General features: G+C 45.1%; 23 protein-coding genes. 5 read left to right on the top strand and 18 right to left on the bottom strand.

The window, feature by feature from the left end; genetic code table 11:
- Window positions 1-101: 101 nt before the first annotated feature.
- The 8 genes from ihfB to MSG36_RS18195 all read right to left on the bottom strand — a co-directional run bounded on the left by ihfB (window position 102) and on the right by MSG36_RS18195 (window position 9,296).
- Window positions 102-386 carry an integration host factor subunit beta gene (ihfB, locus tag MSG36_RS18230; RefSeq protein WP_017060238.1) on the bottom strand — a complete coding sequence of 95 codons (285 nt, stop codon included), beginning with the start codon at window positions 384-386 and terminating at the stop codon, window positions 102-104.
- 121 nt (window positions 387-507) lie between these two features.
- Window positions 508-2,178: a 30S ribosomal protein S1 gene (gene rpsA, locus MSG36_RS18225; protein WP_010439921.1), complete on the bottom strand. Its 1,671-nt coding sequence runs from the start codon at window positions 2,176-2,178 to the stop codon at window positions 508-510.
- A gap of 106 nt (window positions 2,179-2,284) precedes the next feature.
- Entirely contained in the window at window positions 2,285-2,965 is a 681-nt protein-coding gene (gene cmk, locus MSG36_RS18220; RefSeq protein WP_017060237.1) for a (d)CMP kinase, read from the bottom strand.
- Between the two features lie 292 nt (window positions 2,966-3,257).
- Window positions 3,258-4,004, bottom strand: coding sequence for a 3-deoxy-manno-octulosonate cytidylyltransferase (kdsB, locus tag MSG36_RS18215; RefSeq protein ID WP_059020935.1), 747 nt, complete (start codon window positions 4,002-4,004; stop codon window positions 3,258-3,260).
- The gene (locus tag MSG36_RS18210) at window positions 4,004-4,183 is read right to left on the bottom strand and encodes a Trm112 family protein (protein WP_004736429.1); all 180 of its coding nucleotides are present in this window, start codon (window positions 4,181-4,183) and stop codon (window positions 4,004-4,006) included. Before MSG36_RS18210 ends, kdsB begins: the two co-directional genes overlap by 1 nt.
- Complete coding sequence (gene lpxK, locus MSG36_RS18205; RefSeq protein WP_059020937.1) at window positions 4,164-5,171, bottom strand: tetraacyldisaccharide 4'-kinase; 1,008 nt, start codon at window positions 5,169-5,171, stop codon at window positions 4,164-4,166. Before lpxK ends, MSG36_RS18210 begins: the two co-directional genes overlap by 20 nt.
- Window positions 5,172-5,185: 14 nt before the next feature.
- Window positions 5,186-6,934 (bottom strand): lipid A ABC transporter ATP-binding protein/permease MsbA, encoded by a 1,749-nt coding sequence (msbA, locus tag MSG36_RS18200; RefSeq protein WP_050644559.1) that lies wholly within the window; start codon window positions 6,932-6,934, stop codon window positions 5,186-5,188.
- A 31-nt stretch (window positions 6,935-6,965) separates the two neighbouring features.
- Entirely contained in the window at window positions 6,966-9,296 is a 2,331-nt protein-coding gene (locus MSG36_RS18195; protein ID WP_248369183.1) for a DNA internalization-related competence protein ComEC/Rec2, read from the bottom strand.
- A gap of 17 nt (window positions 9,297-9,313) precedes the next feature.
- Here MSG36_RS18195 and MSG36_RS18190 point away from each other — a divergent pair, with 17 nt between their 5' ends.
- The gene (locus MSG36_RS18190; RefSeq protein ID WP_017060232.1) at window positions 9,314-9,826 is read left to right on the top strand and encodes a DUF2062 domain-containing protein; all 513 of its coding nucleotides are present in this window, start codon (window positions 9,314-9,316) and stop codon (window positions 9,824-9,826) included.
- Window positions 9,827-10,032: 206 nt separating this feature from the next.
- On the opposite strand, the gene lolE is transcribed toward MSG36_RS18190, so the two are convergent.
- Genes lolE through lolC form a run of 3 tightly spaced genes read right to left on the bottom strand, consistent with a single transcriptional unit; the run spans window position 10,033 to window position 13,171 of the window.
- The gene (gene lolE / locus MSG36_RS18185; RefSeq protein WP_248369180.1) at window positions 10,033-11,277 is read right to left on the bottom strand and encodes a lipoprotein-releasing ABC transporter permease subunit LolE; all 1,245 of its coding nucleotides are present in this window, start codon (window positions 11,275-11,277) and stop codon (window positions 10,033-10,035) included.
- Window positions 11,278-11,970, bottom strand: coding sequence for a lipoprotein-releasing ABC transporter ATP-binding protein LolD (gene lolD, locus MSG36_RS18180; protein WP_048614550.1), 693 nt, complete (start codon window positions 11,968-11,970; stop codon window positions 11,278-11,280). It abuts the gene before it with no gap.
- Window positions 11,963-13,171, bottom strand: coding sequence for a lipoprotein-releasing ABC transporter permease subunit LolC (lolC, locus tag MSG36_RS18175; RefSeq protein ID WP_059020945.1), 1,209 nt, complete (start codon window positions 13,169-13,171; stop codon window positions 11,963-11,965). The genes lolD and lolC overlap by 8 nt, the downstream gene beginning before the upstream one ends.
- A gap of 227 nt (window positions 13,172-13,398) precedes the next feature.
- Here lolC and MSG36_RS18170 point away from each other — a divergent pair, with 227 nt between their 5' ends.
- The 4 genes from MSG36_RS18170 to MSG36_RS18155 all read left to right on the top strand — a co-directional run bounded on the left by MSG36_RS18170 (window position 13,399) and on the right by MSG36_RS18155 (window position 18,950).
- Window positions 13,399-13,968 (top strand): PilZ domain-containing protein, encoded by a 570-nt coding sequence (locus MSG36_RS18170; RefSeq protein ID WP_248369178.1) that lies wholly within the window; start codon window positions 13,399-13,401, stop codon window positions 13,966-13,968.
- A 6-nt stretch (window positions 13,969-13,974) separates the two neighbouring features.
- Window positions 13,975-17,436 (top strand): transcription-repair coupling factor, encoded by a 3,462-nt coding sequence (gene mfd, locus MSG36_RS18165; RefSeq protein ID WP_248369175.1) that lies wholly within the window; start codon window positions 13,975-13,977, stop codon window positions 17,434-17,436.
- Between the two features lie 63 nt (window positions 17,437-17,499).
- Window positions 17,500-18,267 (top strand): peptidoglycan binding protein CsiV, encoded by a 768-nt coding sequence (locus MSG36_RS18160; RefSeq protein ID WP_017065298.1) that lies wholly within the window; start codon window positions 17,500-17,502, stop codon window positions 18,265-18,267.
- Window positions 18,268-18,404: 137 nt separating this feature from the next.
- Window positions 18,405-18,950, top strand: coding sequence for a GNAT family protein (locus MSG36_RS18155; protein WP_210441212.1), 546 nt, complete (start codon window positions 18,405-18,407; stop codon window positions 18,948-18,950).
- A gap of 113 nt (window positions 18,951-19,063) precedes the next feature.
- Here MSG36_RS18155 and MSG36_RS18150 read toward each other — a convergent pair whose 3' ends face one another.
- The 7 genes from MSG36_RS18150 to hinT form a co-directional block, all read right to left on the bottom strand.
- Complete coding sequence (locus tag MSG36_RS18150; protein ID WP_009847154.1) at window positions 19,064-20,353, bottom strand: NAD(P)/FAD-dependent oxidoreductase; 1,290 nt, start codon at window positions 20,351-20,353, stop codon at window positions 19,064-19,066.
- Between the two features lie 512 nt (window positions 20,354-20,865).
- Window positions 20,866-21,405, bottom strand: a complete 540-nt coding sequence (gene ycfP, locus MSG36_RS18145) for an alpha/beta hydrolase YcfP (protein WP_009847155.1) — start codon at window positions 21,403-21,405, stop codon at window positions 20,866-20,868.
- Window positions 21,406-21,513: 108 nt separating this feature from the next.
- On the bottom strand, window positions 21,514-22,368 hold the full coding sequence (locus tag MSG36_RS18140) for a phosphotransferase (protein WP_248369172.1): 855 nt from the start codon (window positions 22,366-22,368) through the stop codon (window positions 21,514-21,516).
- Between the two features lie 205 nt (window positions 22,369-22,573).
- Window positions 22,574-23,164, bottom strand: a complete 591-nt coding sequence (gene lpoB, locus MSG36_RS18135) for a penicillin-binding protein activator LpoB (RefSeq protein ID WP_017060223.1) — start codon at window positions 23,162-23,164, stop codon at window positions 22,574-22,576.
- Between the two features lie 86 nt (window positions 23,165-23,250).
- A complete protein-coding gene (locus tag MSG36_RS18130; protein ID WP_017060222.1) occupies window positions 23,251-23,634 on the bottom strand; it encodes a YcfL family protein in 384 nt (127 codons plus the stop codon).
- On the bottom strand, window positions 23,634-25,025 hold the full coding sequence (locus MSG36_RS18125; protein WP_248369169.1) for a hypothetical protein: 1,392 nt from the start codon (window positions 25,023-25,025) through the stop codon (window positions 23,634-23,636). Before MSG36_RS18125 ends, MSG36_RS18130 begins: the two co-directional genes overlap by 1 nt.
- Before the next feature lie 277 nt (window positions 25,026-25,302).
- Window positions 25,303-25,653, bottom strand: coding sequence for a purine nucleoside phosphoramidase (hinT, locus tag MSG36_RS18120; protein WP_017065295.1), 351 nt, complete (start codon window positions 25,651-25,653; stop codon window positions 25,303-25,305).
- Window positions 25,654-25,796: the final 143 nt, after the last annotated feature.

Genomic DNA, 25,796 nt, shown 5'->3' with positions numbered 1-25,796 from the left:
TACGATTATGCAGGAAAATTACTAATCAGACCACCATATTATGGTCATAAAAAAGCGGCATACATTATAGTATGCCGCTTTTCTTAATTCCGATAAGTAGGCTACATTCCTGAGTTTACTCGTTCACGCAGCTCTTTACCTGGTTTGAAGTGAGGAACGTATTTACCTTCTAACTCTACCTTGTCACCAGTCTTTGGGTTACGTCCAACACGAGGCTCACGATAATGCAGAGAAAAGCTGCCAAAACCGCGAATTTCGATTCGATCACCACTTTCTAGTGTTGAAGCCATATGCTCTAAAATGTCTTTTACAGCGTCTTCAATTTCTTTTGCAGAAAGATGCGTTTGCTCAGCGCACAGTCTTTCAATCAATTCAGACTTAGTCATAGTTACCCTCGTTGGTTTTCTTTTTAGAAATTATAGACCTATCGGAAAAATAAGCAAAAAAAAAGGAGCCTTACGGCTCCTTTCTTGGCTAGATAGCTATAATTCTCTTAATGAGAAGCTATTATTCGCCTTTAGCAGCTTTGAATGCGTCTGCCATTGCGTTACCGAACGCGCCTTCTTCAGACTTGTTCAGTGAAGCCATTGCTTCTTGCTCATCAGCTTCATCTTTAGCTTTGATAGATAGGTTGATTACGCGGTTCTTACGGTCTACACCAGTGAACTTCGCTTCAACGCTGTCGCCAACGCTTAGGATTAGAGATGCATCTTCGATACGGTCGCGAGAAACTTCAGAAGCGCGGATGTAACCTTCAACGCCTTCGATTAGCTCGATAGTAGCGCCTTTCGCGTCAACTGCAGTAACAGTACCGTTTACAAGAACACCTTTCTTGTTGTCAGCAACATATGCGTTGAACGGGTCGTTTTCCATTTGCTTAACGCCAAGAGAAATACGCTCACGCTCTGCATCTACTGCTAGAACAACAGCAGAGATTTCGTCGCCTTTCTTGTATTCACGTACAGCTTCTTCGCCGGCAGCGTTCCAAGAAATGTCAGATAGGTGTACAAGACCGTCGATACCGCCTTCTAGACCGATGAAGATACCAAAGTCAGTGATAGACTTGATCTTACCAGTAACTTTGTCGCCCTTAGCTTGCATTTCTGCAAATGACTGCCATGGGTTAGCTTTACACTGTTTCAGACCTAGAGAGATACGACGACGTTCTTCGTCGATATCAAGAACCATAACCTCAACTTCGTCGCCAACATTAACAACTTTAGAAGGGTGGATGTTCTTGTTAGTCCAATCCATTTCAGAAACGTGTACTAGACCTTCAACGCCTTCTTCGATTTCAACGAAGCAGCCGTAGTCAGTTAGGTTTGTAACACGACCAGAAAGCTTGTGACCTTCTGGGTAACGCTTAGCGATTGCTACCCATGGATCTTCGCCTAGTTGCTTAAGACCTAGTGAAACACGAGTGCGCTCACGATCGAACTTAAGAACTTTAACTAGGATTTCGTCACCAACGTTAACGATCTCTGATGGGTGCTTAACGCGCTTCCAAGCCATATCTGTGATATGTAGAAGACCGTCAACACCGCCAAGGTCAACGAATGCACCGTAGTCAGTAAGGTTCTTAACGATACCTTTAACTTCAGTACCTTCTTGTAGAGTTTCAAGAAGTTCGTCACGCTCAACACTGTTTTCAGATTCGATAACAGCACGACGAGAAACAACAACGTTGTTACGCTTCTGGTCTAGCTTGATTACTTTGAACTCTAGCTCTTTGTTTTCTAGGTGAGCAGTGTCACGGATAGGACGTACGTCTACTAGAGAACCTGGAAGGAAAGCACGGATACCGTTAAGTTCAACAGTGAAACCGCCTTTAACTTTACCGTTGATGATACCAACAACAGTTTCAGCTTCTTCACAAGCTTTCTCAAGTACGATCCAAGCTTCGTGACGCTTAGCTTTCTCACGAGAAAGTTGAGTTTCACCGAAACCATCTTCAACAGCGTCTAGAGCTACGTCTACTTCAGCACCAACTTCAACTTCAAGTTCGCCAGCAGCGTTCTTGAATTGTTCAGCAGGGATAGCAGATTCAGACTTAAGACCAGCGTCTACAAGAACGAAACCGTTCTCGATAGCTACTACAGTACCTTTAACGATGCTGCCTTGTTGGAATTCAGTTTCAGATAGAAACTCTTCAAAGAGTTGAGCAAAAGATTCAGTCATTATTTAATCTTCAATAATTAAACGTCCATGGGTATCCTACCGCATGGGGTTGATAAATTCGCCGGTCATCATCCTTGCGACCAACGTTCGTACTAGCTCGGCGAAATTACCCAGCCAGTTTCGATTCAATATAGTGTAGTGCTTTTTCTACTACCTGCTCAATATTCATTGAGGTGGAATCAAGCACTAGAGCATCCTCTGCAGGGCGAAGTGGCGCCACTGGGCGATTACGATCTCGATCGTCTCGCTCTTGGATCTCGCTCAAAAGGTCGTCAAATTTAACATCTAACCCCTTCTGTTGCAACTGTTTAAGGCGGCGACTCGCACGCTCTTCAGCACTTGCATCTAAAAATATTTTCGCTTCAGCTTCAGGAAACACAACCGTTCCCATGTCTCGCCCATCTGCAACCAAACCAGGCGCAGCGCTGAATGCACGTTGACGACGAAGCAGTGCTTCGCGAACGCGAGGTAAAGCAGCAACTTTTGAAGCCGCCATGCCGGTCTCTTCTTTACGAAGTTCACCAGACACATCTTCACCTTCTAGGATAACCTTAACTAAGTCGCCTTCAGCAATAAACTGCACGTCTAAGTGTGTAGCAAGCGGTACTAAAGCATCCTCTGATTCAGTATCCACACCATGGTGAATTGCCGCTAAAGCCAATACGCGATAGATCGCGCCTGAGTCTAGAAGATGAAAGCCTAGCTTATCTGCTAGCAACATACACAGGGTACCTTTACCTGCACCACTTGGTCCATCAACCGTAATCACTGGGCTTTGAGAAGGCATCTTTTACTCCACGTTTTGTCGTAAGTTTTATTCTGTACTAGCGATTCGCCACTACTTTATAGGCGGCATATTATAGAGAAAAATTGGAACTCGAGCGAGGTAAATCTCAGATAATTCCGTGTTGATGATGCATAAACCAATGCAACTATCTCAATATCCGTTTGCTTAGGTCAATGAGACACGCACGCGCTTTTCGATAACGCACTTTTCGATAAATAGAAAAAAGCCTCGCAATAGGCAAGGCTCATCATTTTTCATTTTGTAGAGCAAACAAGAACTCGCTCAAAGAAGCTTAGCCAATAATAGCTCGAACCGCTTCTAGGTCTTCAGGCGTATCAACACCAGCAGCCGGCGCTTCCGCCGCAACGTCTACGTGGATTTTTTCACCGTACCAAAGTACTCGTAATTGCTCTAGGCACTCAATACGTTCAAGAGTGCTTGGTTCCCAGTTAATGTAGGTATTGATAAAACCCGCTCGGTAAGCATAGATACCAATATGACGAAGTAAAGGAGATTCCGCTGCAGTACCGTTGTTCGCGTAAGCATCGCGATCCCAAGGGATGGTTGCTCGGCTAAAATACAAGGCGTAACCGTCTTTATCGGTTACAACTTTAACGGCATTAGGGTTAAACACTTCATCAGCATGAGTAATTTCCACACCTAACGTTGCCATCGGAGCTGTACTGTTAGCAAGATTGTTGGCAACCTGATTAATGATCGAAGGTGGGATAAGTGGCTCATCACCTTGAACATTCACGATAATATGATCATCAGGAATCTTCATAACTTCAATCACTTCAGCTAGGCGTTCAGTGCCTGACTCATGATCCGGTGATGTCATACAAACGGTCGCGCCAAATGCTTTAGCCGCTTTTTCAACTCGAGCGTCGTCGGTAGCGATAATAACTTTATCGGCACCCGCTTTCATTGACTGTTCGTATACCCATTGAATCATCGGCTTTCCACCAATGTCAGCAAGTGGCTTCCCTGGTAAACGGCTCGATTGGTATCTTGCAGGTATAACAACCGTATAAGACATTACTTACCCTCATCCATAGAAACGGTGCGAGCTTCGGGTTCTAAAAGAACAGGAATACCCTCTTTAATTGGGTAGGCAAGGCGATCAATTTTACAAACAAGCTCTTGCTTATCCTTGTCAAAAGTTAGTTTACCTTTACATACAGGGCAAGCAACGATCTCAAGTAGACGGTGATCCATAGTATTCCATAACCTCTTTTATTCTTTTTAAAATTTGCTGTTGCGAATCTTCATCAAACTGCGCAGAAACTGGAAGATACCACCAGTTATCTTGAGCATATTCTTCGCATTTTACAGCGTCTTTTTCTGTCATAATCAGATTCATACCTTTCTTAGCTAAGGCATGAAGTTCATCTTTATCAAAATCTTGATGGTCGGCGAAGCCCTGTGTGAAAACCACATCACCATCAAGATCTTCCAATGTTTTAAAAAAGCGCGGTGGGTGGCCAATACCGGCAAAAGCCACCAGCTTCTGTAATTCTGCCACAGACCTTTTCTGACCTGTTTTCAGGTTAACCGCTTGGCTTGGAAGCAAAGACATCGAGAACTCTCGCCCATGCGCTTTACCGCCATTGTTCACCAAAAAGTCGACTTCATCTAAACGAGATACAGGCTCTCGTAATGGGCCTAAAGGAATCAAGCTCTCGCTACCAAAGCGTCTTGCGCCGTCGATAACTGCAAATTCAATATCGCGTTCAAGCGCGTAATGCTGAAGGCCATCGTCAGTGATGATCACATCAACGCCTTTGCTCAGCAATGCTTTCACCGCGTTAGCGCGCACAGGATCGACTGCAACTGGCGCACCAGTTCGCTTCCGAATCAAGCGAGGTTCATCACCAGAGTGTTCTGCTGGTGTATTTTCATCCAACACCAACGGATAGCTTGGTGCTTTTGCACCGTAGCCACGAGACACGACTCCGGGTTTATAGCCGTGAGCCTGAAGCATCTCTACTAACCAAATCACAACCGGCGTTTTACCATTTCCGCCAGCGCTAATATTGCCCACAACAATAACAGGTAAAGGCGGGCGGTAGGTCTCTTTCTTCCCAGAGAGGTAAGCATCACGACGTTGACTACTGATCATTTTGAACAGCACACTCAGTGGCCACAATAGCGGCCAGAGAAGATATTTCAACGGGTGATTGTTAAACCAAATCTTTTCGATCACAACAAGACCTAATTTTATCCGCTGAACTGAATTCGATGTAATTGTGCATAGGCGCCATCATGTGCGATTAGCTCAGCATGTGCGCCCCTTTCTACAATATGACCATCATCAACCACTAGAATTTCATCGGCTTGCTCGATCGTAGAGAGTCGGTGGGCGATAACTAATACTGTTTTGTCTTTCTGCAGCTCTTCTAATGCAGATTGAATAGCTCTCTCTGATTCTGTATCCAGTGCAGACGTTGCCTCATCAAGAATCAAAACCGGTGCATCTCTCAATAGCGCTCGTGCAATCGCAATACGCTGTCTTTGACCACCAGAAAGACTCGCGCCATTCTCGCCCACAACCGTATCAATGCCATTTTCCATGCCATCGATAAACTCACTTGCATGAGCAAGCTTAGCCGCGTGTTCGATCTGTTCACGTGAATACTGTTCTTCTGCTGCGTAAGCGATGTTGTTAGCCACCGTATCGTTAAACAGATGTACATTTTGAGAAACGAGAGCAAAGTGCTCACGCAGATTTCTCAATTCGTAATCACGAATGTCGTGGCCATCAAGCTCAATTGAACCAGAGTCTACGTCATAAAAACGAGTAAATAGGTTGGCAATGGTACTCTTACCGGAACCCGAACGCCCAACAAGCGCAACCGTTTTACCTTTCGGTATATTAAAGCTGACCTTATCAAGTGCTGGTTTCTCTGCACCGTCATAAGTAAACGTGACATCTTTAACAGCAACTTCACCCGTTACAGTTTCAGGTTTCAATGTTCCTTTGTTTTGCTCGGTATCTAGATCCATCAAGCCAAATAGAGTCGTACTCGCAGCCATACCACGTTGGAATTCAGACGTTACGTTAGTTAACGCCTTTAGCGGACGTAATAGACCAAACATTGCAGAGAAGACAACGGTAAACGTACCAGGAGTAAGCTCGGCTTTAATAGATTCGACACTAGCAAGGAATAGAACAACAACAATCGCAACTGATGCGATCATTTGAATAATCGGGTTAGCGGCCGCTTGAGCCGTGATTAGCTTCATGCTTTGTTGGCGCATTTGGTTGCTAACTTTATCAAAGCGGTGTTTTTCTAGATCTTGACCACCGTAAGTTAAAACCACTTTATGCCCTTTCAGCATCTGTTCAGCTGAAGAAGCAACGTGACCCATGCTAGTTTGCATGTTCTTAGAGATCTTTCTGAATCGCTTCGATACGATACTGATCGCCCACGCAACCAAAGGCGCGACAGCAAATAACACCAAAGACAACTGCCAGCTATTCCAGAACATCAGCGTCAACAAGCCAATAATACTTGCACCTTCACGGACAATACTGACTAACGCTTTACTGGTTGCTGCAGACACTTGCTCTGAATCGTAAGTAATTCGAGATAGCAATGCGCCTGTCTGTTCTTTATCGAAGAAAGAAACAGGCATGTGCATGAAATGGCTGAAAATTTTACGACGAATTTCCATCACCACATTGCCAGAGACCCAGCTCAAACAATAGGTTGAAACAAAGCCACTGACACCACGAATAAACATCATGGCAAAGATAATAATAGGGAGCGTGCGTAAAAAGTCAGATTCAGCATTACCAAAGCCTTCATCAAGTAACGGCTTTAGTAAGGAAATCATATAGGTATCAGAAACGGCATTTATGATAAGCGCAATTACCGCAACACCTAGGCCGGCCTTATATAGTCGAATATAAGTCCAAAGTCTTTTAAATGTGACCCAGGTAGTTTCATCTGTTTGTGTTGACATAGAATCGCTTAATTTTCTCACAATAATCTATCTATTCTACTCCCTTACGGAGCATCTGCCTATACCACTGCCCGCCTTGTTGTTCTCTAATCGCATGATATTGCCAACCTTCTTTGCTAAGAGTGATGGTTATTTGTCCGCTTTCACCTGTATCTAGCCAAGTACTCCCCGCTTCCTGATAACGTTCAATAACAGACTCACTCGGCATTCCCCACTGGTTGCCTTTGGCAAGAGAAGCTATCGCCAGCTGAGGAGACACAGCCTCAATAAACGACTTAATCGATGACGAATCGCTGCCATGATGCGGAACCAACATAACATCACTCCTTAGCTGTTCTCCTTCACGAGCAAGTAACCACTCACTTACCAGTTCAATATCACCAGTGAGCAACATTGAGAAATCAGCACTATGATCTGAGATCTTGACCACACACGAATGTGGGTTATACGCCCTCTTTACTTGCTTAGGCGGCCACAACACCTCAAAAACAACATCTTGCCAGTTCCAAACCTCTCCAATAGTACATGTTTGAATATTAGACGGGGCTTGAGTGATAGATTGGCGTTCTTGAATAATGTTCTGACTGGTTCTTATCCACTTTGGCGTATAGTTCTCAAGTAATGCCGGATAACCACCAGCATGGTCAGAATCGAAATGACTCACAATCACGCCTTCTAATTCATAAATCCCCCGCTGATTCAAAGTAGGAATCAACAAAGACTCAACAACCGAGCCTCCTGGCCACGCATTGCCAAGATCATAAACAACAATCTGATTGTTCTTTTCCAAGACCAAAGACAACCCATGCCCAACATCCAAGATGTCTATGGTTAGCTTGTCTTGTTGAGGTTTACCGAACTCCCACCACAGCACAAACACTGCAGTTACTAATATCGATAATGTTCGCTTGAAATACCGACTGACAAAGCTCAAAAACAAGATAAGGAATACTGATAATGCAATCGTCTGATTATCGACTTGGATCCAAAATCGCTCAGAGAAAGGAAGACTAAATACGAGAGGCTCAAGCGACAAGTCGACCAACTTCCACAGCTGACTAACCAAACCATTGTCTAGCGCTGTTATACCAACCACGCCAGACACTGACTCCGATATTAAGCTTAGAAACATTGCCAGAAACAACAGCGGGATCGTCACCATCGATACCCAAGGCAAAAGGAGTAAATTGTAGAAAACAGAGACTAAACTGAACCCTTTGAAAAACAACATAGAGAAAGGCGCGATAAGGAATGTCAGCATCAGTTGAATCTTGATCAGTTGGAGTGCCCTGTTGATAAATGTAAAGGTTGAAGCTGAGCGCTGTGTATTTAACGCGATATAGAGAACAGCGCCCAATGCACCAAAGGACAACCAGAAACTGCTCGACAAGGCTGAAAACGGCCAAATCAGCAGGACCACGCACAAGCTTAAAGCGACATACCGGAGCAAACTGATATTTTGCCCACGCCACAAGAAATAACTGGCGATGACGCACATCACTAAAGCTCTCAAGGTTGGCAGCGTGAACCCAGCAAACCAACTATAGAAATACGCCAAGCCGAGCCCGAATATTGTAGGTAACCAAAGAAATGAAGGGGAAAGTAACCTGAATATTTTGCCAATCTGATAGCCGATACCAAAGGCAATCCCAATATGCAGCCCCGAAATAGCCATCAAGTGAATCAAGCCACTGCTTTTAAGCAAATCCCACCGCTGAGGCGGAATAAGGTCTCGATATCCAAAACTCAAAGCCATAATGAGGTCTTGATTTGCCAGCAGACTTAACCTTTCAAGGCTGGCTTCAAACCATTGGGCGCGTAAGTTGGTGCTAGAATGAATTCGGTACTTGGTATCTGCTCTGTAAGTTGCATTGGCAACCACGCCAGCACTAAACAAGTACTTTTCGAGGTCAAAGCCGGCTTCATTGAGTTTGCCCCATACCGGCTTTATTGAGGTCGATAAATAGACATCATCTCCAAGTGTTAACTTAAAAGGGGTAAACAAACGCAATTTTATCAATTGAGGAAAGATTAATTTTTCGCCGCCAATTGATCTGACTACTATTACGCTTTCAAAACCGTGGCTATTTTCACTAAAAAGGCTAACAACCGACGCATTTATGGTAGTATTCTGCCCTGATTGGAATAAGCGACTCGTTTGTATTTCAATCGCATTCCCTAGGCAGATAACTAGTATCAATGCTGTTACTGGACCTCTTGCACTCCGGAAAACGCTATACTTTGTTGGTGCTAGCAGTAACAACAGCATCAATGGTGCCCAAACCCAATGTGGCATCACAGGCCAGAAGCTGGCAGACACAACTGTCGCAGCAAATGAAATCAAGAACCAAGTGTTAAACAAGAGAGTAGCTTCCTCCTATGCCAAGAAAGTTTATCAAACGATTTATGCCTGACCATGATCTAATCAAGCGTCAGAAAGCATTGAAAGTTTTTGGCAATGTTTTGTACAACCCCAACTTATGGTGCCTTAATCGTCGCTCTGCGGCCGGCGCGTTTGCTGTTGGGTTATTCATGGCGTTTGTCCCTCTACCAAGTCAAATGATTATGTCTGCAGGCCTTGCTGTCGCATGTGGCGTTAACCTGCCTTTGGCTGTCGCACTTGTTTGGATCAGTAACCCGGTTACCATGCCTGTTCTCTTCTACTTTGCTTATAAAGTCGGGGCGTTTGTTATGCATGTGCCACCTCAAGCCTTCCATTTCGAATTGTCTTGGGACTTCATCTTGGCGCAAATGAGCACTATAGGGCCTCCGTTCTTATTGGGTTGTCTGATTTGTGGTGTGGTTTCAGCAATGATTGGCTACTTTGGTATTCGCGGTTTATGGCGTTACTCAGTAGTCAGAAGTTGGAAGAAGCGACAAGCAAGGCACTAAACGCCATTCCTTGTTATTCAATCTAACCTTGTCTGTGCTTCACTTAAAACGCACACAAGTTAAAATCGGATGAGCCACTTACCTCTGCAAGATTGGCATGTAACGAAAGTCGTAAAGAACACGAATTGAATTCAATAAAAAAGGATCCCATTGGGATCCTTTTTTGTATTTATCGAAGCGGAACTGCTTTGTTATTTAGGCTAATGCTATTTAGAACTCAGCACTGAGGCTGGGTTTAACTTCGCCGCGCGTGACGCTGGATACCATGTCGCTAGTAGGCTCAGCACAATCGCAGTGCCGGAAACCACAACAACATCCGTCATATCTAGTTGTGATGGCAAGAAGTCGACAAAATAGATATCACCGGACAAGAACTGGTGATCGACCAGCTTTTCAAGTCCTTTGATTAGTGTCGTGAGATTAAGAGCGACTAGCACACCTATTGCACTGCCCACTAAACTGCCTAACACGCCTGAGAATACGCCCTGCCAAACAAAGATGCGCTTCACAAGACCATCTGATGCGCCCATGGTTCTTAAAATCGCGATCTCTGATGCTCGGTCTTTTACTGCCATCATCAAGGTCGAGACGATGTTGAAACAAGCAACACCAATAACCAACACCATAACTAAATACATGATGGTACGAACGAGTTGAATATCTCGATACAAGAAGCCAAACTTCTGCTGCCAGCTGCGCAGATACACATACACATCAAGCTGATTACCCACTTCACGCACAATAGAATTCGCGTTCAGCACATCGGTCACTTTTAAAGAGACCCCAGTCACGGCCTCACCTAAGTTTGCGTAGACCTGAGCATCTCCAATCGGGATCAGAGCCAAGCTGTGATCTATCTGACCATTAAGCGTCAGCAAGCCAACCACTTTCACTCGAACACGCTTTGGCGCCTGAACCTTCACAGAACCGTTTACCGTTGGAATCATCAAAGTCAGATAATCACCGACTTTCGCACTCAACACATTCGCTACGCCAGAGCCCAAAATGATCTGTTGTTGTCCTGCCTTAAACTCGCTCCAAGCTTGCTTATCGATAAAACTCGACAGACTCGAGACTTGTTGCTCTAGCTGTGGGTCAACGCCGCGAACTTCAATTGCTTTGAGTTCTTTGCCCTTTTCAGCAAGTGCAGTAATTTTTACATAAGGCGCAGCAGCAACGACTTTATCGTGCTTAACCGATTCCTCAATCACGTGCTCCCAACGAGTCACAGGCTCATTCACGCCTTCAAACTCACCGTGAGGAATCACTGAAAGCACTCGTGATTGGAGCTCTCGCTCAAAGCCATTCATCGCAGATAAGCCGATAATGATCACCGCGACACCAACAGCGATACCAATCGTCGAGGACAAAGAGATGAACGACACCATCTTGTCTCGTTGTTTCGCACGGCTAAATCGGCCGCCTATCAATAGAGATAAAGAAGAAAACACTTAGCTCTCCTCTTTTTCTACGTTGACCAGTAAACCATCTTGCATGTGAAGTTGGCGATCCATCTTACCGGCAAGTTCACCATCGTGAGTCACGACCAAAAAGGCAGTATCGTATTCACGGTTCAGTTCACGCATTAAGTCGTAAATAGACAATGCGGTGTTATGGTCAAGGTTACCGGTTGGTTCATCCGCCAACACTAGCGCAGGCTTATTCACCAATGCACGCGCAATCGCCACACGTTGCCTCTCGCCACCAGAAAGCTCTGAAGGTCGGTGGTCCACGCGGTGACTCAATCCAACTTTGTCCAACAAACGTTGTGCTTCTTGTTTTGCTTTAGCGGGCTTTTCGCCGCCAATCAATAACGGCATCGCCACGTTTTCTAAAGCTGAAAAGTCAGATAGAAGATGATGGAACTGATACACAAAGCCAAGATGCTGGTTGCGAAGCTTCGCCTGCTTATTCGAACTCAAAGATGCTAAGTCCTGGCCAAGAAAACTCACACTGCCCGCAGAAGCATCGTCTAATGCGCCTAAGATATGCAGTAAGGTACTTTTACCCGATCCAGAGGTACCGATGATTGCTACTAGCTCACCCTTTTCGATTTCAAAGCTGACTCCCTTGAGCACCTCAGTATCTAACGAGCCTTCACGGTACGTTTTACGGATATCATTACATTGAAGAAAATTACTCATAACGAAGGGCCTCAGCAGGTTTCACAGACGATGCACGATAAGAAGGGAATACAGTGGCAATCAGGCTAAGTGCAATAGCCAAAACCACAACAACAGCGATTTGAATTGGGTTAATCAGAATTGGCAACTGTCCACCAAAGGAGAATAGAGCAACGCCCATCGCCTCTAAAATAGTATTAAGGTTCATCGCTAGGGCAACGCCTAACACACCACCAGAGAGTGCGCCAATCACGCCACTACTTGCGCCTTGAACCATGAAGATCCCCATGACTTGACCATCGGTCATGCCTTGGGTCTTAAGAATCGCGACTTCAGACTGCTTCTCCATCACCACCATGATAAGTGCCGAGATAATATTGAAAGCAGCAACACCGATGATCAGCCCAAGCATTAAGCCCATCATGTTTTTTTCCATACGGACGGCTTGGAATAGCTCGCCACGTTGGTCACGCCAATCACTCCACAACCAACCTTCTGGCAATGGCTGAGTCGATAACTCTGCAACTTCAAACGGGTCTTCAAAAAACAGTCTCCAACCGGAAATGGTGTCTGATTTATAGCGCATCAAACGCCCAGCATCTTGGATGTCTGTCACCATCAGTTGAGCGTCGATATCAGAACCTGTGTTGAAAATACCGGCAACAGTGAAATTTCGTTGGCTTGGAATACGACCTAACGGGGTGTACTGGCTCGCGCTGGTCACCATCAGGCGAACTTTGTCACCCATAGATACCTTCAAATTTCTCGCCAAGGTGTGACCAAGAAATAGCTGATACTGGCCCGCTTTAAGTGAAGACAATCTGCCCGCAATCAAGTGGTTCTGAAGAGGGTCGTCTGAATTAGGTTCAATGCCGATTAACAGCCCTGCAGATAACTGAGCCGGACTCTGAATCACCGCCTCACTGCGGACAATCGGTTCAACGTGACCATTAAGCGAGATTTGCTCTGCAAAATTAGGCGCTTGGGCAGCAAGAGAGGTGGTGCCACCTTGCTCATAAACCACCGCTTGAGGAAGAACACCAAGAATTCGGTCTTTTAACTGCGCTTCGAATCCATTCATTACCGATAAAACAGTAACCAAAGACAGCACACCAATGGTGATACCTGCCGTCGACATATAAGAAACAAAACGGCTAAAGCGATCACCTGAACGGCCTTTCAAATAGCGTAGGCCAACAAACAACGAAATAGGATGAAACATACTTTGAACCATCTAAAGGGGATGCGGGTTAATGTAACGGGTATTGCTGTTACTGTGTAGGGGTTAATTGAAAATATAGAGTGAATTAACTCAATTAGTTAGGCTTGAAAAACAGAACCTTGTCAAATAGCCAAATTTCAAACAACTATTTGAGACTTTCAATTAACTGACCTTGATTACTGCGGCCACATAGCGATAATCAATAGATCACTTCAAGGAACTAACGCATGACAGAACAAGAGTTTTTCACCGTTCACCATAGCCTTACCGCTAATATTGAACCAATGGACAGCGGCTTCACTTTACCTTCTCAAATTCAATTCGAATCTGAGATCCCAGCACCATTTGTGGTGGCAAGTGAATTTAGCCAATTGGATCTGTTAGCTGACAGTGCGCGTGCTGAACTGAAAAACAGTGACTTGAAGAATGTCACCAGTTTATTGGATGCACAAAACTCAAAATTAAACCTCTTGTTGAGCTTTATGTTATCGCAGCAAGATGATGAGAAATGTCGCACTCACACCTATTCATTTGGTGCGAGTCAGTTTTCCTGCTTTTCAAAAGCAGACATCGAACCGGGTCGCTTAGTAAAAGCCAAACTTTTCCTAGAGCACCCAGCTGCAGCCATTTATTGCTACGCAGAGGTATTTGCTAGCGAGGCGAGAGACTCAGGTTTCGAAATCAAATTTAAATACGCTCATCTTCGCGATACCGACCAAGACCTGCTAATTAAAGCGGCACTTCATCAACAACAGAAACTCTTGCGTCAACGCTCTCTAGACCGAGATAACAAGTAAATTAACATGACCAAAAAATCCATATTTACACTACCTAAACTTAAAGGTGCCGGTGACAAAAAGCACATCGGTAACCTAGTCGGTTCGTCTCTCGCTCTTGCCATTGCCAAACTCGCAGAGCAGCACAACAGCCATACCGTCTTGGCTGTACCCGACCCACAAGTGGCGCTTAAGCTTCAATCTGAAATCGAACAGTTTACGGCACATGAAGTTGCACTATTCCCAGACTGGGAAACACTGCCTTACGACAGCTTTTCTCCACACCAAGAGATCATTTCAGATCGTATCGCGCGCCTTTATGCCTTACCGACATTAAAAGACGGTATTACGATCGTACCGATCAGCACGCTACTTCAGCGTCAATCACCGCGTGACTTTTTGCTACAACACACGTTAATGGTGAAAACGGGCGATCTCTACTCGCTTGAAAAACTGCGCCTACAACTTGAAAAGTCAGGCTATCGGTACGTTGATCAAGTGTTTGGCCCAGGTGAATACGCAAGCCGTGGCTCTATTCTCGATCTGTTCCCAATGGGCAGTAAAGACCCGTATCGAATCGATTTTTTCGATGACGAGATCGACACGATTCGTACTTTCGATCCTGAAAACCAGCGTTCTATCGAAGACATCTCTGAGATCCGTCTGCTGCCTGCTCACGAATTCCCAACCTCGGAAACAGCGATTGAAGATTTCCGTATTCGTTGGCGCCAACAGTTTGATGCGCGCCGCGAACCAGAATCGGTTTATATGCAGGTTTCTAAGGGTACGTGGCCTGCTGGTATCGAGTACTGGCAACCGCTGTTCTTTGATCACACTGAAACCTTGTTTGATTACGTTGCCGATGAAGCGCAACTGCTGATTCTAGGTGATGTCGAGACTGCAGTAGATTCATTCCTTACGGACGTTGCTCATCGATACGAACAGCGCGGTGTAGACCCATTACGACCACTGCTTACGCCTGAACAACTGTGGCTTAAGAAAGACGAGCTGTTCGCACACTTCAAACAGAAGCCGCAGGTCAACCTCAGCTTAGATTCAATTGAAGATAAAGCTGGACGTACCAACCTTCCGGTTGTGTCTCTTCCTGATCTCAGTGTTCAGCATCAGAATAAAGAGCCACTCGCAAACCTAAGAAAGTTCACTGAAGCCTTCGAAGGAAAAGTGGTCTTTTCAGTTGAGTCTGAAGGTCGTCGTGAAGCTTTGAGTGAATTACTTCGAGGCATCAAAGTTCGTCCAAGCGAAGTTGAAAACCTCGATGCGGCGATTAAAGGTAAAGATAAGTTCAGCCTGATCCTCGGTTCTGCTGAGCATGGCTTTATCCACGAAGAGCAAAATATCGCCCTTATCTGTGAAAGCGACCTGTTGGGTGATCGCGTTATTCAGCGCCGCAAGAAAGACAAGAAAAGCGTTAACAGCGATACTGTCATTCGTCACTTAGCCGAACTTAAACCGGGTCAACCTGTTGTGCACATTGACCACGGTATTGGTCGCTACATTGGCCTGCAAACACTCGAAGCCGGTGGCATGAAAACCGAATACGTGACACTTGAGTATCAAAACGATGCCAAGTTATACGTGCCGGTTGCTTCTCTGAACTTGATTGGCCGTTATTCAGGTGGCGCTGAAGATTCTGCACCGCTACATAAACTCGGTGGCGAAGCGTGGCAAAAAGCGCGTAAACGCGCCGCAGAGAAAGTACGTGACGTTGCAGCAGAGCTACTTGATGTTTACGCTAAGCGTGAGCTAAAACCTGGCTACAAATTTGTACTCGACCGCGGCCAATACGCGACTTTCAAATCTGGCTTCCCGTTTGAAGAAACCGATGACCAAGCGATGGCCATCAATGCTGTTATGTCTGATATGTGCCAAGCAAAAGCCATGGACCGTTTGGTGTGTGGCGATGTTGGCTTTGGTAAAACCGAAGTCGCGATGCGTGCAGCATTCGTTTGTACCGACAACAGCAAACAAGTCGCGGTATTAGTTCCAACCACCTTACTTGCTCAGCAACACTTCGAGAACTTCCGTGACCGTTTCGCTAACTTACCGATTCGTGTTGAGGTTCTATCTCGATTCAAATCAGCAAAAGAGCAAAAGTTGATAATGCAAGATGTCGCCGACGGTAAGGTCGACATATTGGTAGGTACTCACAAGCTACTTTCGAGTGATATTAAGTTTAAAGATCTCGGCCTGCTGGTTGTCGATGAAGAACACAGATTTGGTGTGCGTCAGAAAGAGAAAGTGAAAGCGATGCGTGCGGATGTCGACATCCTTACGCTTACTGCAACGCCTATTCCGCGAACGCTGAACATGGCAATGAGTGGTATGCGTGACCTTTCGATCATCGCTACACCACCCGCACGACGCTTGGCAATTAAAACCTTCGTTCGCGAGAGTGATGATGCCATCGTAAGAGAAGCAGTACTTCGTGAAATCATGCGTGGTGGTCAGGTTTACTTCCTGCACAACCAAGTCGACACGATTGAGAAAACAGCAGAGTCACTACAGAAGTTGATTCCAGAAGCGCGTGTTACCGTGGCTCATGGCCAGATGCGTGAGCGCGAACTGGAACGCATCATGAATGACTTCTACCACCAGCGCTTTAACTTGTTGGTGTGTACAACCATCATTGAAACCGGTATCGACGTACCAACGGCAAATACCATCTTGATGGACAGAGCCGATAACCTTGGTTTAGCACAGCTGCACCAATTACGTGGTCGTGTAGGTCGTTCGCACCACCAAGCTTATGCTTACTTGTTAACGCCACACCCTAAAGCAATGACCAAAGATGCGATCAAGCGATTGGATGCGATTGCTTCGCTCGAAGACTTGGGCGCAGGCTTTACCCTAGCAACTCACGATTTAGAGATTCGTGGTGCGGGTGAGCTGTTGGGTGATGAACAGAGTGGTCAAATCCAGTCGGTTGGTTTCACCTTGTACATGGAGATGCTTGAACAAGCGGTTGAAGCGTTGAAAGAAGGTCGAGAGCCTTCGCTTGATGATCTATTGCGTGAACAAACTGAAATTGAGATGCGTCTGCCGGCTCTATTGCCAGACGACTATATTCCAGACATCAACACGCGTTTATCAACATACAAACGTATTGCGAGTGTGAGTGACACCGACGAATTGGCAGAGTTGAAAGTCGAGCTGATTGATCGCTTCGGCCTTCTACCTGATGCAACCAAGAACTTGTTGTCAGTTTCTGAGCTAAAATTAGCCGCAGCGTCTATCAAAGCGAAGAAAATTGAAGCTCACGATAAAGGCGGATTTATCGAATTCTACCCGGATGCTGACATAAACCCGAACTACCTTGTTAAACTGTTGCAATCTCAACCGCAAAAGTTTTCAATGGAAGGACCAACAAAGTTCAAGTTTACGATACCATTGGTCGACAGACGGAAACGAATTCAATTTGTTAGTGATTTATTGGGCGAATTCAGACAAAACTTGCTGCCTTCAGCATAAGACCCAATCCACTTGCACATATAAATTATCCAGCTGGTAGTTCGGCTGGAAGACGGAGTAAAAATGAAAAGACTGATCCCACTGCTACTATTGTTCGTCTCACTACCAAGCTTGGCGCAGAGACAATTTGATATAGAAGTGATCATTTTTAAGCGCGCTGTTGATGCAGAGAAGGTGAACGAATCTTGGCCAAATACACAGCCTAAGATTTCACTTGAGCGCGTTGGTTCATTTCAAGACACCCAATACCGAGCAAAGAAAGGCGTTCAAATGCTGCCTTACTCGGAATACAAGTTAACGCCTCAGAAAGACAAGCTACGTAAACACGCTGGCTTTGAAGTTCTGATGCATACCGCTTGGCGCCAAGGCGACCAAGGCAAGAGCTCTGCACCTGTTTTCCACATTCAAGCAGGTAAAGATTTCTCTAAACAATTTAATGCTGATGGCTCTGAAAAAGGCGCAATCACTGCAGGCAGCGCTGATGGGTTCCAAGAAGAGACCATTGACAAGCCACTGTACGAATTAGACGGCAAGCTGCAAATCTACGTTCAGCACTACCTATACGCTGAAACGACATTAGATTTAAAAGCACCAAGCGTTCGTGAAGTCACTCTACAAGAGCAACAAATTGAGCTAGATTCACCAGTAAGTGGCGCAGAAAGCAACGTTCAAGTGGGCAACCTAACTGAGATTTCTCCGACGGTTGAAGTCCAAGAGTTCCTTAAGAGCTACCGCATGGACCAAAAACGTCGTATGCGCAGTACGGAAACTCACTACCTTGACCACCCACTTCTTGGAATGGTGATTCAAGTTAGACGTGTAGCGCAGTAAGTTACTTGCCGATTCGGCTATAATTATATAAATAATTCAATCCGCCCTCCTAGTGAGGGCGTTTTATTAAGTGCTATCTATCTTTATTCTGTACTGACTCTCTTTGTTCAGTACTTACACGTTACTTGGTACGTATTATGAGCCCTGAATTTCAGATCAACACAAAAAACCTTAGCCTTAAAATCATTGAGGCCTCAGATGCTCAAGAATTTTCTCAGCTGGTTAAGTCCTCCCCTAGCTTGTTGCCATGGGTCGACTGGTGTCATAGCGAGTTTTCTATCGTCGAAGCCGAGAAGTTTATTCTGGCGACTCGCCTGAACTGGGTGAAAGCCGATGCGTTTGGCTTTGGCATCTTTGAACGAAAAAGCGATAAGTTAGTCGGTATGGTTGCCATTAATGAGCTTTACCACACCTTTAATATGGCGAGTTTAGGTTATTGGGTCGGTGATGACTTTCAAAGGAGAGGGATCGCCAAAGAAGCGATGCTCGCCCTATTTGAATTTTGTTTCGCGCAACTCAAGTTAACGCGTTTGGAGATTGTCTGCGATACCGAGAACCTACCCAGCCAAAAGTTGATAGAGAAGTGTGGCGCAGAACGAGAAACCATTGCCAAGAATCGATTTCTGTTTAACGGTAAGCCAAAAGATGGCGTGGTTTATTCTGTGCTGCCTCCAACGTCTTAACAGCAAAAATGAATTCAACACCTGCGATAGTACGTAATCGACACAATCAAAAAAAGAGCTCCGAAGAGCTCTTTTTTATTATCAGCGTAATGACCTTAAAGGCTTACCTGATTTTAGTGAAGCTTTAGGTTTGGACGAAGTACGCGGTTAATACGACCAACCAACATCATCAGTGATGTTTTGATTAAGCCGTGAAGCGCCATCTGGTGCATGCGATACAAAGAGATGTAAACCACACGAGCAATACGACCTTCAACCATCATCGAGCCTTTCGTCAGGTTACCCATCAAGCTACCTACCGTAGAGAAACGGCTTAGTGAAACTAGCGAGCCTTTATCTTTGTAGATGTAATCTTTCAGGTCACGACCGTTCAACTTAGCAATGATGTTGCTGAATGCACAGCTTGCCATTTGGTGAGCCGCTTGTGCACGTGGTGGAACGAATGAACCATCTGCTTGTGTACATTGCGCCAAGTCACCGATCGCAAAGATGTTGTCATCCAGTGTTGTTTGCAGCGTGTTCTTCACAACCAACTGGTTGATACGGTTGGTCTCAAGGCCACCGATATCTTTCATGAAATCTGGTGCTTTGATGCCTGCTGCCCATACCATGATTTGAGCTGGGATCTTGTCGCCATCTTTGGTTGTTAGGCCGTCAGAATCCGCCTGAGTCACCATCGTATTCGTACGAACGTTCACACCAAGCTTGGTTAGCTCAGAGTGTGCTGCGCTTGAAATACGAGGAGGTAGAGCTGGAAGAATACGCTCACCCGCTTCAACTAGGTTTACGTTCAGCTTGCTTGAATCTAGGTCGCCGAAGCCGTAAGTACGAAGCTCTTTAACTGCGTTGTGTAGCTCTGCAGAAAGCTCTACACCTGTTGCACCCGCACCAACAATCGCGATGTCTACCGTGCCTTGACCGTTCTTAGCGTGAAGCTTTAAGAACTGGTTGTTCATTTCTGTACGGAAACGGTGTGCTTGCTCTGGACTATCAAGGAAAATACAGTTGTCACGAACGCCTGGAGTGTTGAAGTCGTTTGACGTTGAGCCTAGCGCCATCACAAGAATATCGTATTCAAGTTCACGGCTTGGCATCAGCAGTTCACCGTGCTCGTCTGTAAGCTCGCTTAGTGCAATCACTTTACGCTCACGATCGATGTCGTTCAGGCTGCCCATTTGGAAATCGAAGTAATGGTTTTTTGCGTGTGCACGGTAGCTTAATGCATCAACACCTTCATCCAGAGAGCCAGTTGCTACTTCATGAAGTAATGGTTTCCATAGGTGGCTTGCTTTACGGTCTACCAGAGTGATCTGGGCACGTTTCTTACGACCTAAAGTGCGGCCTAGCTTAGTTGCTAGCTCTAAACCACCAGCACCGCCGCCTACTACGATAATTTTTGTCACAATGACAATCCTCTACAAAATGAATAAATGGGGTTCGGCTCGATTACTCCAACCGATAAATTCTATGTATCTACTCGGCCTTGAATGCGAAGGCTGTTACAAATTGGATTACCGCGAAAAAGAATAACGACAGCTCACCGAGTAGTTAGAGGGATTACAAACAACAAATGTTGGTTTGTTGCTTTGCTCACATGGATAAAAAAGGTGACTACCTGAGAGGCAGAACACAAATTATGGGCAAGTTTTTTCACTCGCTCTCAATTTTTTTTGATATTTGTCAAAATATTTTGCTTTGGAACATTATATATAGCAAAAAGATGACCGCAACAAAAAAATCCTTACCCTCAATGAGGATTCGCGACTAATTAGTTAACGTTTGCGCAAACTGATCTATAAATGCGCAAACTCACAGATAAAACAGCGATAACCGCTTTATGAAACACGAACGCAAAAGTTCAGATGTAAAAAAGCAGCACTCATTGAGCACTGCTTTTATAAAGCATCCAGATTGATTAAGCGTTTTTGAACGCTTTCATTGCTTGAAGATGTTGAGAGATCTTTTTGAATTTATGACTCTCTTTCTCATCCCAGATTACGTCGTAGTAATCTTCTAGCGCGGCAGCGGTTTTGGTATTGTCGTGGATTTCATCTTCACGAGACAACACTACCAAACAGCGTCCTTTGTTTTTCATGCGGTACTGAGCAACACATTTAGTTGCGATGTCTTCGTACTCTTCTGGACGGTCAATTCGACCTACCATGTTGTTCTCAGGGTGCAGATTAGGGTTGAACACCACCTGCTTAATCCCACATAAGAAACCAATACGCTCAGACCAAAAACCACCTAAACCTACACCACAAATAATGGGATGCGGATCATCGGATTGCTCTATCACTTTATGCACTTCTTTTAGCAGATGCTGCATATCGTGTTTTGGATGCAAAGTACTGTAGTTGATGAAACGAACGTCATCATCAATGAATTGCAACTGCAGTATTTTTTCGTGATTGCCCGGGCTTGTTGAGTCGAAGCCATGTAGATAGATAATCATTGTACCTCCCCCGTTGAATATTGGTACGTTTTGATCAATCTAACACGAAAAACAAGGTTTTAAAGGTAACAGCTGAGAAATTATATTTTTCACTTCCTAAACGTGATCCTAGCTACATAAAGTGTGACTCAGAGCCTCTGCTTCACGCAGATAACTTTCATCGCCCCAAAGCTGATGAGCAAGTAAATACCATAGCATCGCCATCATCTGGCTTCTTGGTAACCATGCTTCTACACCATCGAGCCAAGGCTGAACATCATGGATACCTCGCAGCTGGCAGTACTTCTCAACCGCTTCAGTGACTGGCACGCCAGCAACCGCAATGGTTAATGTTAAATCGAGCCTAGGGTCTGCGAGCGCAGCGTATTCCCAATCAATAATCTTAATGCCGTCACTGTTTCTCACTAGGTTATAACCACCTAAGTCAAAATGGCACAAAGACAGGTCAACATTGGTTATACTCGGAGCCACGCGCCACTCTTGATAAATCTTAGTGCAGGCTTCGGTCTTATGAATCGCATCAAGCTGCAGCCAGTAATGGTCGACTCGCGCCGTGAAACTGAATGGTTGCAGTGGTAATCGCGCAGTATTAACCAGATGCACTGAGATCAGCGTCTTCAACAAATCATCAAGCTCTAAGCCTTCGTAAAGCGTCTCACCCGCAATCCATTCAACCAATAAGCCTTGCTCATTCACCACCATGGGGCTTGGCCCGATGCCGAGACGCTCAATTGCAGACAGCACTTGGTACTCTTCATGACGAGAGATGAAGAACGCTTTAGTGATAGGTGTGGTTGGCCGCCAAACATACGCAGTACCATCGGCATCAACCAACTTCCAACATCGATTGGTCAAACCGCCGGTTAATGTCTGTGCTCTAACTGGAGGCTCAGAAAAGTAACCGTCAAGCGAACTCAAACTGGTATCAAGAAGCTTAGCCTCAGACCAAGAAAAAATTGCCATATTTACTCCCTATAAACGTCTTAACTGCCCTATAAACGTCTTCATTCCCTACAAAAAAGACACTGACCAAAAGCCAGTGTCTCTTCATAAACAGCACATCATGCACTGCATTGGCGTGTGACCAAGCTATACGCTGTCAAGATTAAGCGCTGCCAATACTAGACATTGTCAAATCCGGCTGCGCATAGTTGGCAAGTAAGCGAAATTAAAGGCCTAGTAGGCTCTTAGATTGTTGCTTACGGATTTCAGTCTCGTCAGCCCATTCAATCAAGCCAGACTCAAGATCCATTAGACGCATCGTCATTTTGTAGTATACGTCTTCATCGCTACCCGCTTTCTTAACGATGCTTGATAGGTTGCCGTACAACATGTACTGAGCACCAACCATTTTACCGAATTGAATCGCTGAACTTTGGTTTACAAGCTCATCGTTATTTTGGAAGTTCAGTTGGTCACGAACAGACTCTACACGGTCCATATCAACGAAACGGAACTTACCAGAGTTCAACATCTTCGTACTGATAGTGTCAGTGATTGACTCAGTATCGATGTGCTCACTTGTTTTGTTCTTGATTCGCTCTACAAACACGATTGGACGCTGTTCACGAGTAATGTAAGACACAGAACCAGACGCCATCATGCTATCGACCATTTCACCCGCAATCGTTTGAAGGTCAGTTGAACCGAAATCGATTGTCGTGGTTTCTACTGCTTGTGCATCACCGTAGCTTACCTTGTTTGAACAACCGCCTAAAATAACCGCTAAACCTAGTAGCGCAATGACACTCTTTTTCATTTTGTTTCCTCAACTTATCACTGAGCGGGGTTACCCACACTCTTAAATGCTTGTATTTACGAATCATGAGACCCGTTTTATCTAACTTACTGCTCTCGGAACTGGACTCTGAACTGAGTCGCTTTCGGGTTTACCGACACTTCCGACAACGAAATACTTTCAAAACCACGAACAATCGCTTGCTTCCAAGGACCTTGTTTAAGGTTGACCTCAAGCCCGGCATCGTCGTACCAGTAAAAACGATAAAGGATATGTTGATCGCCTTTATAGTTACTGTTTAAACGAACGATTCCTCGCGTATGACCGTCGACCAGATCGGTGCGGATATCTTCAACCTGTAAACGGCTGCCCAATACCTTGTCACCAAAGAAAACGTTCTGAGTCAGACTATCGACCCTTACGCCAGCTGTATTATCAGCACAACCAGCCAGAGCCATGACCGCTGCTAAGCTTACTAACCACTTTTTCATTACAGCCTCCCTAGCTGTTTATGCCACATTGTTGCGTTGTTTCCTTGTCGAGAAATCCACACCAAGGTCGTCTGCCCTTCTCGAATATCAAAGTCGTACGTTTTAGCGCCCGCTTCCAACGTATATTGACCACTGTTTGCTACAAACGTGCTGCTCTTAATCTCTGCAGGTAATGATTGCCAACTGCGAGTGTCTGGTTGCTCTGTCAGTGTGTTCCACACGTTGAACAGAATATTACCGACATCATCACCTTTGGTTGCTTCTTTACGAATGCGATCTTTCGCGACTACACGGAGCGCTTGGCGAATAACAATGCTTGTCATACGTTCCGATAAATCGTTCTGCGCCATCGCGTTTACATCAGAGATCAAGTGTTCTTGTAGCGGCTGTCCGCTGATTCGCAAGGCAGAAAAACGCTCTACGTTTTGGCTTGGGTAATATGGCAGCGCAAGAGAGTATATTGCCCCCTGATCGCGACTGTCATAAACAGGTAAATCTAGTCGCCAACTGTCCATAGCTTGTACAGCGCTCTGCTCTTGAAGAACAATCACTCGTCCTTCACCTGCACTAAGTTTAGAAGATTGCTTATAGCGTTTTTCTAATGTCGCTAAATCTTGTCGCATCCCTAAACGAGCGGCTGTTGCCATGGTTCTATCGATGATTTCTTGGTTATCTGGCATCACAGCCAAAGCACGACGATAGTCAACGTAGGCGCTGTTTAAATCATTTGACGCTTCATAAAGCAGACCAGACAAGAACATCAGATACGCATTCTGTACTGACTGCAGTTTCTTACCCGCATCAGGGTAATTGGCAAGGATGCTACCCACATTGGCAGACAAGCCTTGCTTCTTCGCATCGCTGGCAGCTTTTTCTAACTCAGCTTCGCGTTGCTTCTTCGCTTGTTCTTGAACTTGGTTGGCGCGACGCATTTCGATCACCGCACCTTCTAAATCGTTTTTCTTGAGGTAATTTAAACCGAGGTACAGATGAAGAAAGCCCAACTCATAATCGGCTGGAACATACTCGGTAATATTGTCATTCACAGCCAACGCACCCACACTGGTTGCACTGTCTGAGATTGAGATCACGGCTTTGCGTTGCTGCTCAGTCACCGCCTGATCAGCCACTTCAAACGAAGCCTTACTCTCAGGGTATTTTTGATCCAGCAGATTAATTCTGCCTCTTTCAAAGTTATCAAGGATGTCGCCTGCCGCGTAATCTGGTAGCTCTTGCTGGGCCTCTGAATAATCTCCAGATTTAACGGCTTGGTAGATCGCTTTGTTTTGTGCGCTGTAATGACTGAACAGGCTTCCTGCAGACATACTCGCACAACCTACGGTCAACGCCGATAACAGGGCAATGGAAGCGAATCTAAACTGTTGCTTCACTTATCGTCTCCGTGCATGTTTAAAATGCCAACTTTATTAGGGTCTGTTGACCTTTCGTGGTCTCATTATCAAAACGAAACGTGTTGTAAAAAGGATCTCAAGCCAGTTGAAACCCTACTGATTTAGCCTCTGCCTAGGCGATGCCGACATTCAGACAACAGATAGAACTTAAAGTTGGCATACAAACTACAAATTTTCCAACTAACTACTTGTGTTAACCCACTAATGAGCGCGTTTAAACTAGCGCATTAGCTTTCATTAACTCGTTAGCTTTTTATTAGCTCATTAATAGCGGACCAAGTGGACGACCACCAACCAAGTGCATGTGAATATGATAAACCTCTTGGCCACCATGAGAGTTACAGTTCACGATAAGACGATAGCCATCTTCTGCGATGCCTTCTTCTTTTGCTAACTTGCGAGCAACAGTAAACATGCGCCCCATCATCGCTTCATCTTCGACTTCAACATCGTTGGTCGTCGGAATCAGCTTGTTTGGGATGATTAGGATATGGCTTGGCGCACGAGGGTTAATATCGCGAAATGCGGTTACTAAATCGTCTTGGTATAGTAGATCTGCTGGGATTTCTTTGTTGATGATCTTAGTAAAAATGGTTTCTTCAGCCATGTTTCTCTCCGATAAAACATTTATTTTTTAATGCTTTGAGTATGCGCTATGCCGCATCAAACCACAATAAATCTGCTTTAAAGCATAATAAAAAACACCGTTCAAATCAAAAAAAACGAGCCTTAGCTCTCAAGAATGGCATG

This window comes from Vibrio sp. 1CM8B (assembly GCF_023161685.1).
GTDB lineage: Bacteria > Pseudomonadota > Gammaproteobacteria > Enterobacterales > Vibrionaceae > Vibrio > Vibrio coralliirubri.
This window is presented reverse-complemented; position numbering and strand designations above follow the sequence as displayed.

What these genes read in the sequence shown, in the direction of transcription:
- lolC (WP_059020945.1), bottom strand. Translation starts at nt 13,171, where the DNA reads ATGTTTCATCCTATTTCGTTGTTTGTTGGCCTACGCTATTTGAAAGGC.
- MSG36_RS18170 (WP_248369178.1), top strand. Translation starts at nt 13,399, where the DNA reads ATGACAGAACAAGAGTTTTTCACCGTTCACCATAGCCTTACCGCTAAT.
- MSG36_RS18210 (WP_004736429.1), bottom strand. Translation starts at nt 4,183, where the DNA reads ATGGATCACCGTCTACTTGAGATCGTTGCTTGCCCTGTATGTAAAGGT.
- cmk (WP_017060237.1), bottom strand. Translation starts at nt 2,965, where the DNA reads ATGCCTTCTCAAAGCCCAGTGATTACGGTTGATGGACCAAGTGGTGCA.
- ycfP (WP_009847155.1), bottom strand. Translation starts at nt 21,405, where the DNA reads ATGATTATCTATCTACATGGCTTCGACTCAACAAGCCCGGGCAATCAC.
- kdsB (WP_059020935.1), bottom strand. Translation starts at nt 4,004, where the DNA reads ATGTCTTATACGGTTGTTATACCTGCAAGATACCAATCGAGCCGTTTA.
- mfd (WP_248369175.1), top strand. Translation starts at nt 13,975, where the DNA reads ATGACCAAAAAATCCATATTTACACTACCTAAACTTAAAGGTGCCGGT.
- lolD (WP_048614550.1), bottom strand. Translation starts at nt 11,970, where the DNA reads ATGAGTAATTTTCTTCAATGTAATGATATCCGTAAAACGTACCGTGAA.
- ihfB (WP_017060238.1), bottom strand. Translation starts at nt 386, where the DNA reads ATGACTAAGTCTGAATTGATTGAAAGACTGTGCGCTGAGCAAACGCAT.
- MSG36_RS18140 (WP_248369172.1), bottom strand. Translation starts at nt 22,368, where the DNA reads ATGGCAATTTTTTCTTGGTCTGAGGCTAAGCTTCTTGATACCAGTTTG.
- msbA (WP_050644559.1), bottom strand. Translation starts at nt 6,934, where the DNA reads ATGTCAACACAAACAGATGAAACTACCTGGGTCACATTTAAAAGACTT.
- lpoB (WP_017060223.1), bottom strand. Translation starts at nt 23,164, where the DNA reads ATGAAAAAGAGTGTCATTGCGCTACTAGGTTTAGCGGTTATTTTAGGC.
- MSG36_RS18160 (WP_017065298.1), top strand. Translation starts at nt 17,500, where the DNA reads ATGAAAAGACTGATCCCACTGCTACTATTGTTCGTCTCACTACCAAGC.
- MSG36_RS18155 (WP_210441212.1), top strand. Translation starts at nt 18,405, where the DNA reads ATGAGCCCTGAATTTCAGATCAACACAAAAAACCTTAGCCTTAAAATC.
- hinT (WP_017065295.1), bottom strand. Translation starts at nt 25,653, where the DNA reads ATGGCTGAAGAAACCATTTTTACTAAGATCATCAACAAAGAAATCCCA.
- MSG36_RS18190 (WP_017060232.1), top strand. Translation starts at nt 9,314, where the DNA reads ATGCCAAGAAAGTTTATCAAACGATTTATGCCTGACCATGATCTAATC.
- rpsA (WP_010439921.1), bottom strand. Translation starts at nt 2,178, where the DNA reads ATGACTGAATCTTTTGCTCAACTCTTTGAAGAGTTTCTATCTGAAACT.
- MSG36_RS18130 (WP_017060222.1), bottom strand. Translation starts at nt 23,634, where the DNA reads ATGAAAAAGTGGTTAGTAAGCTTAGCAGCGGTCATGGCTCTGGCTGGT.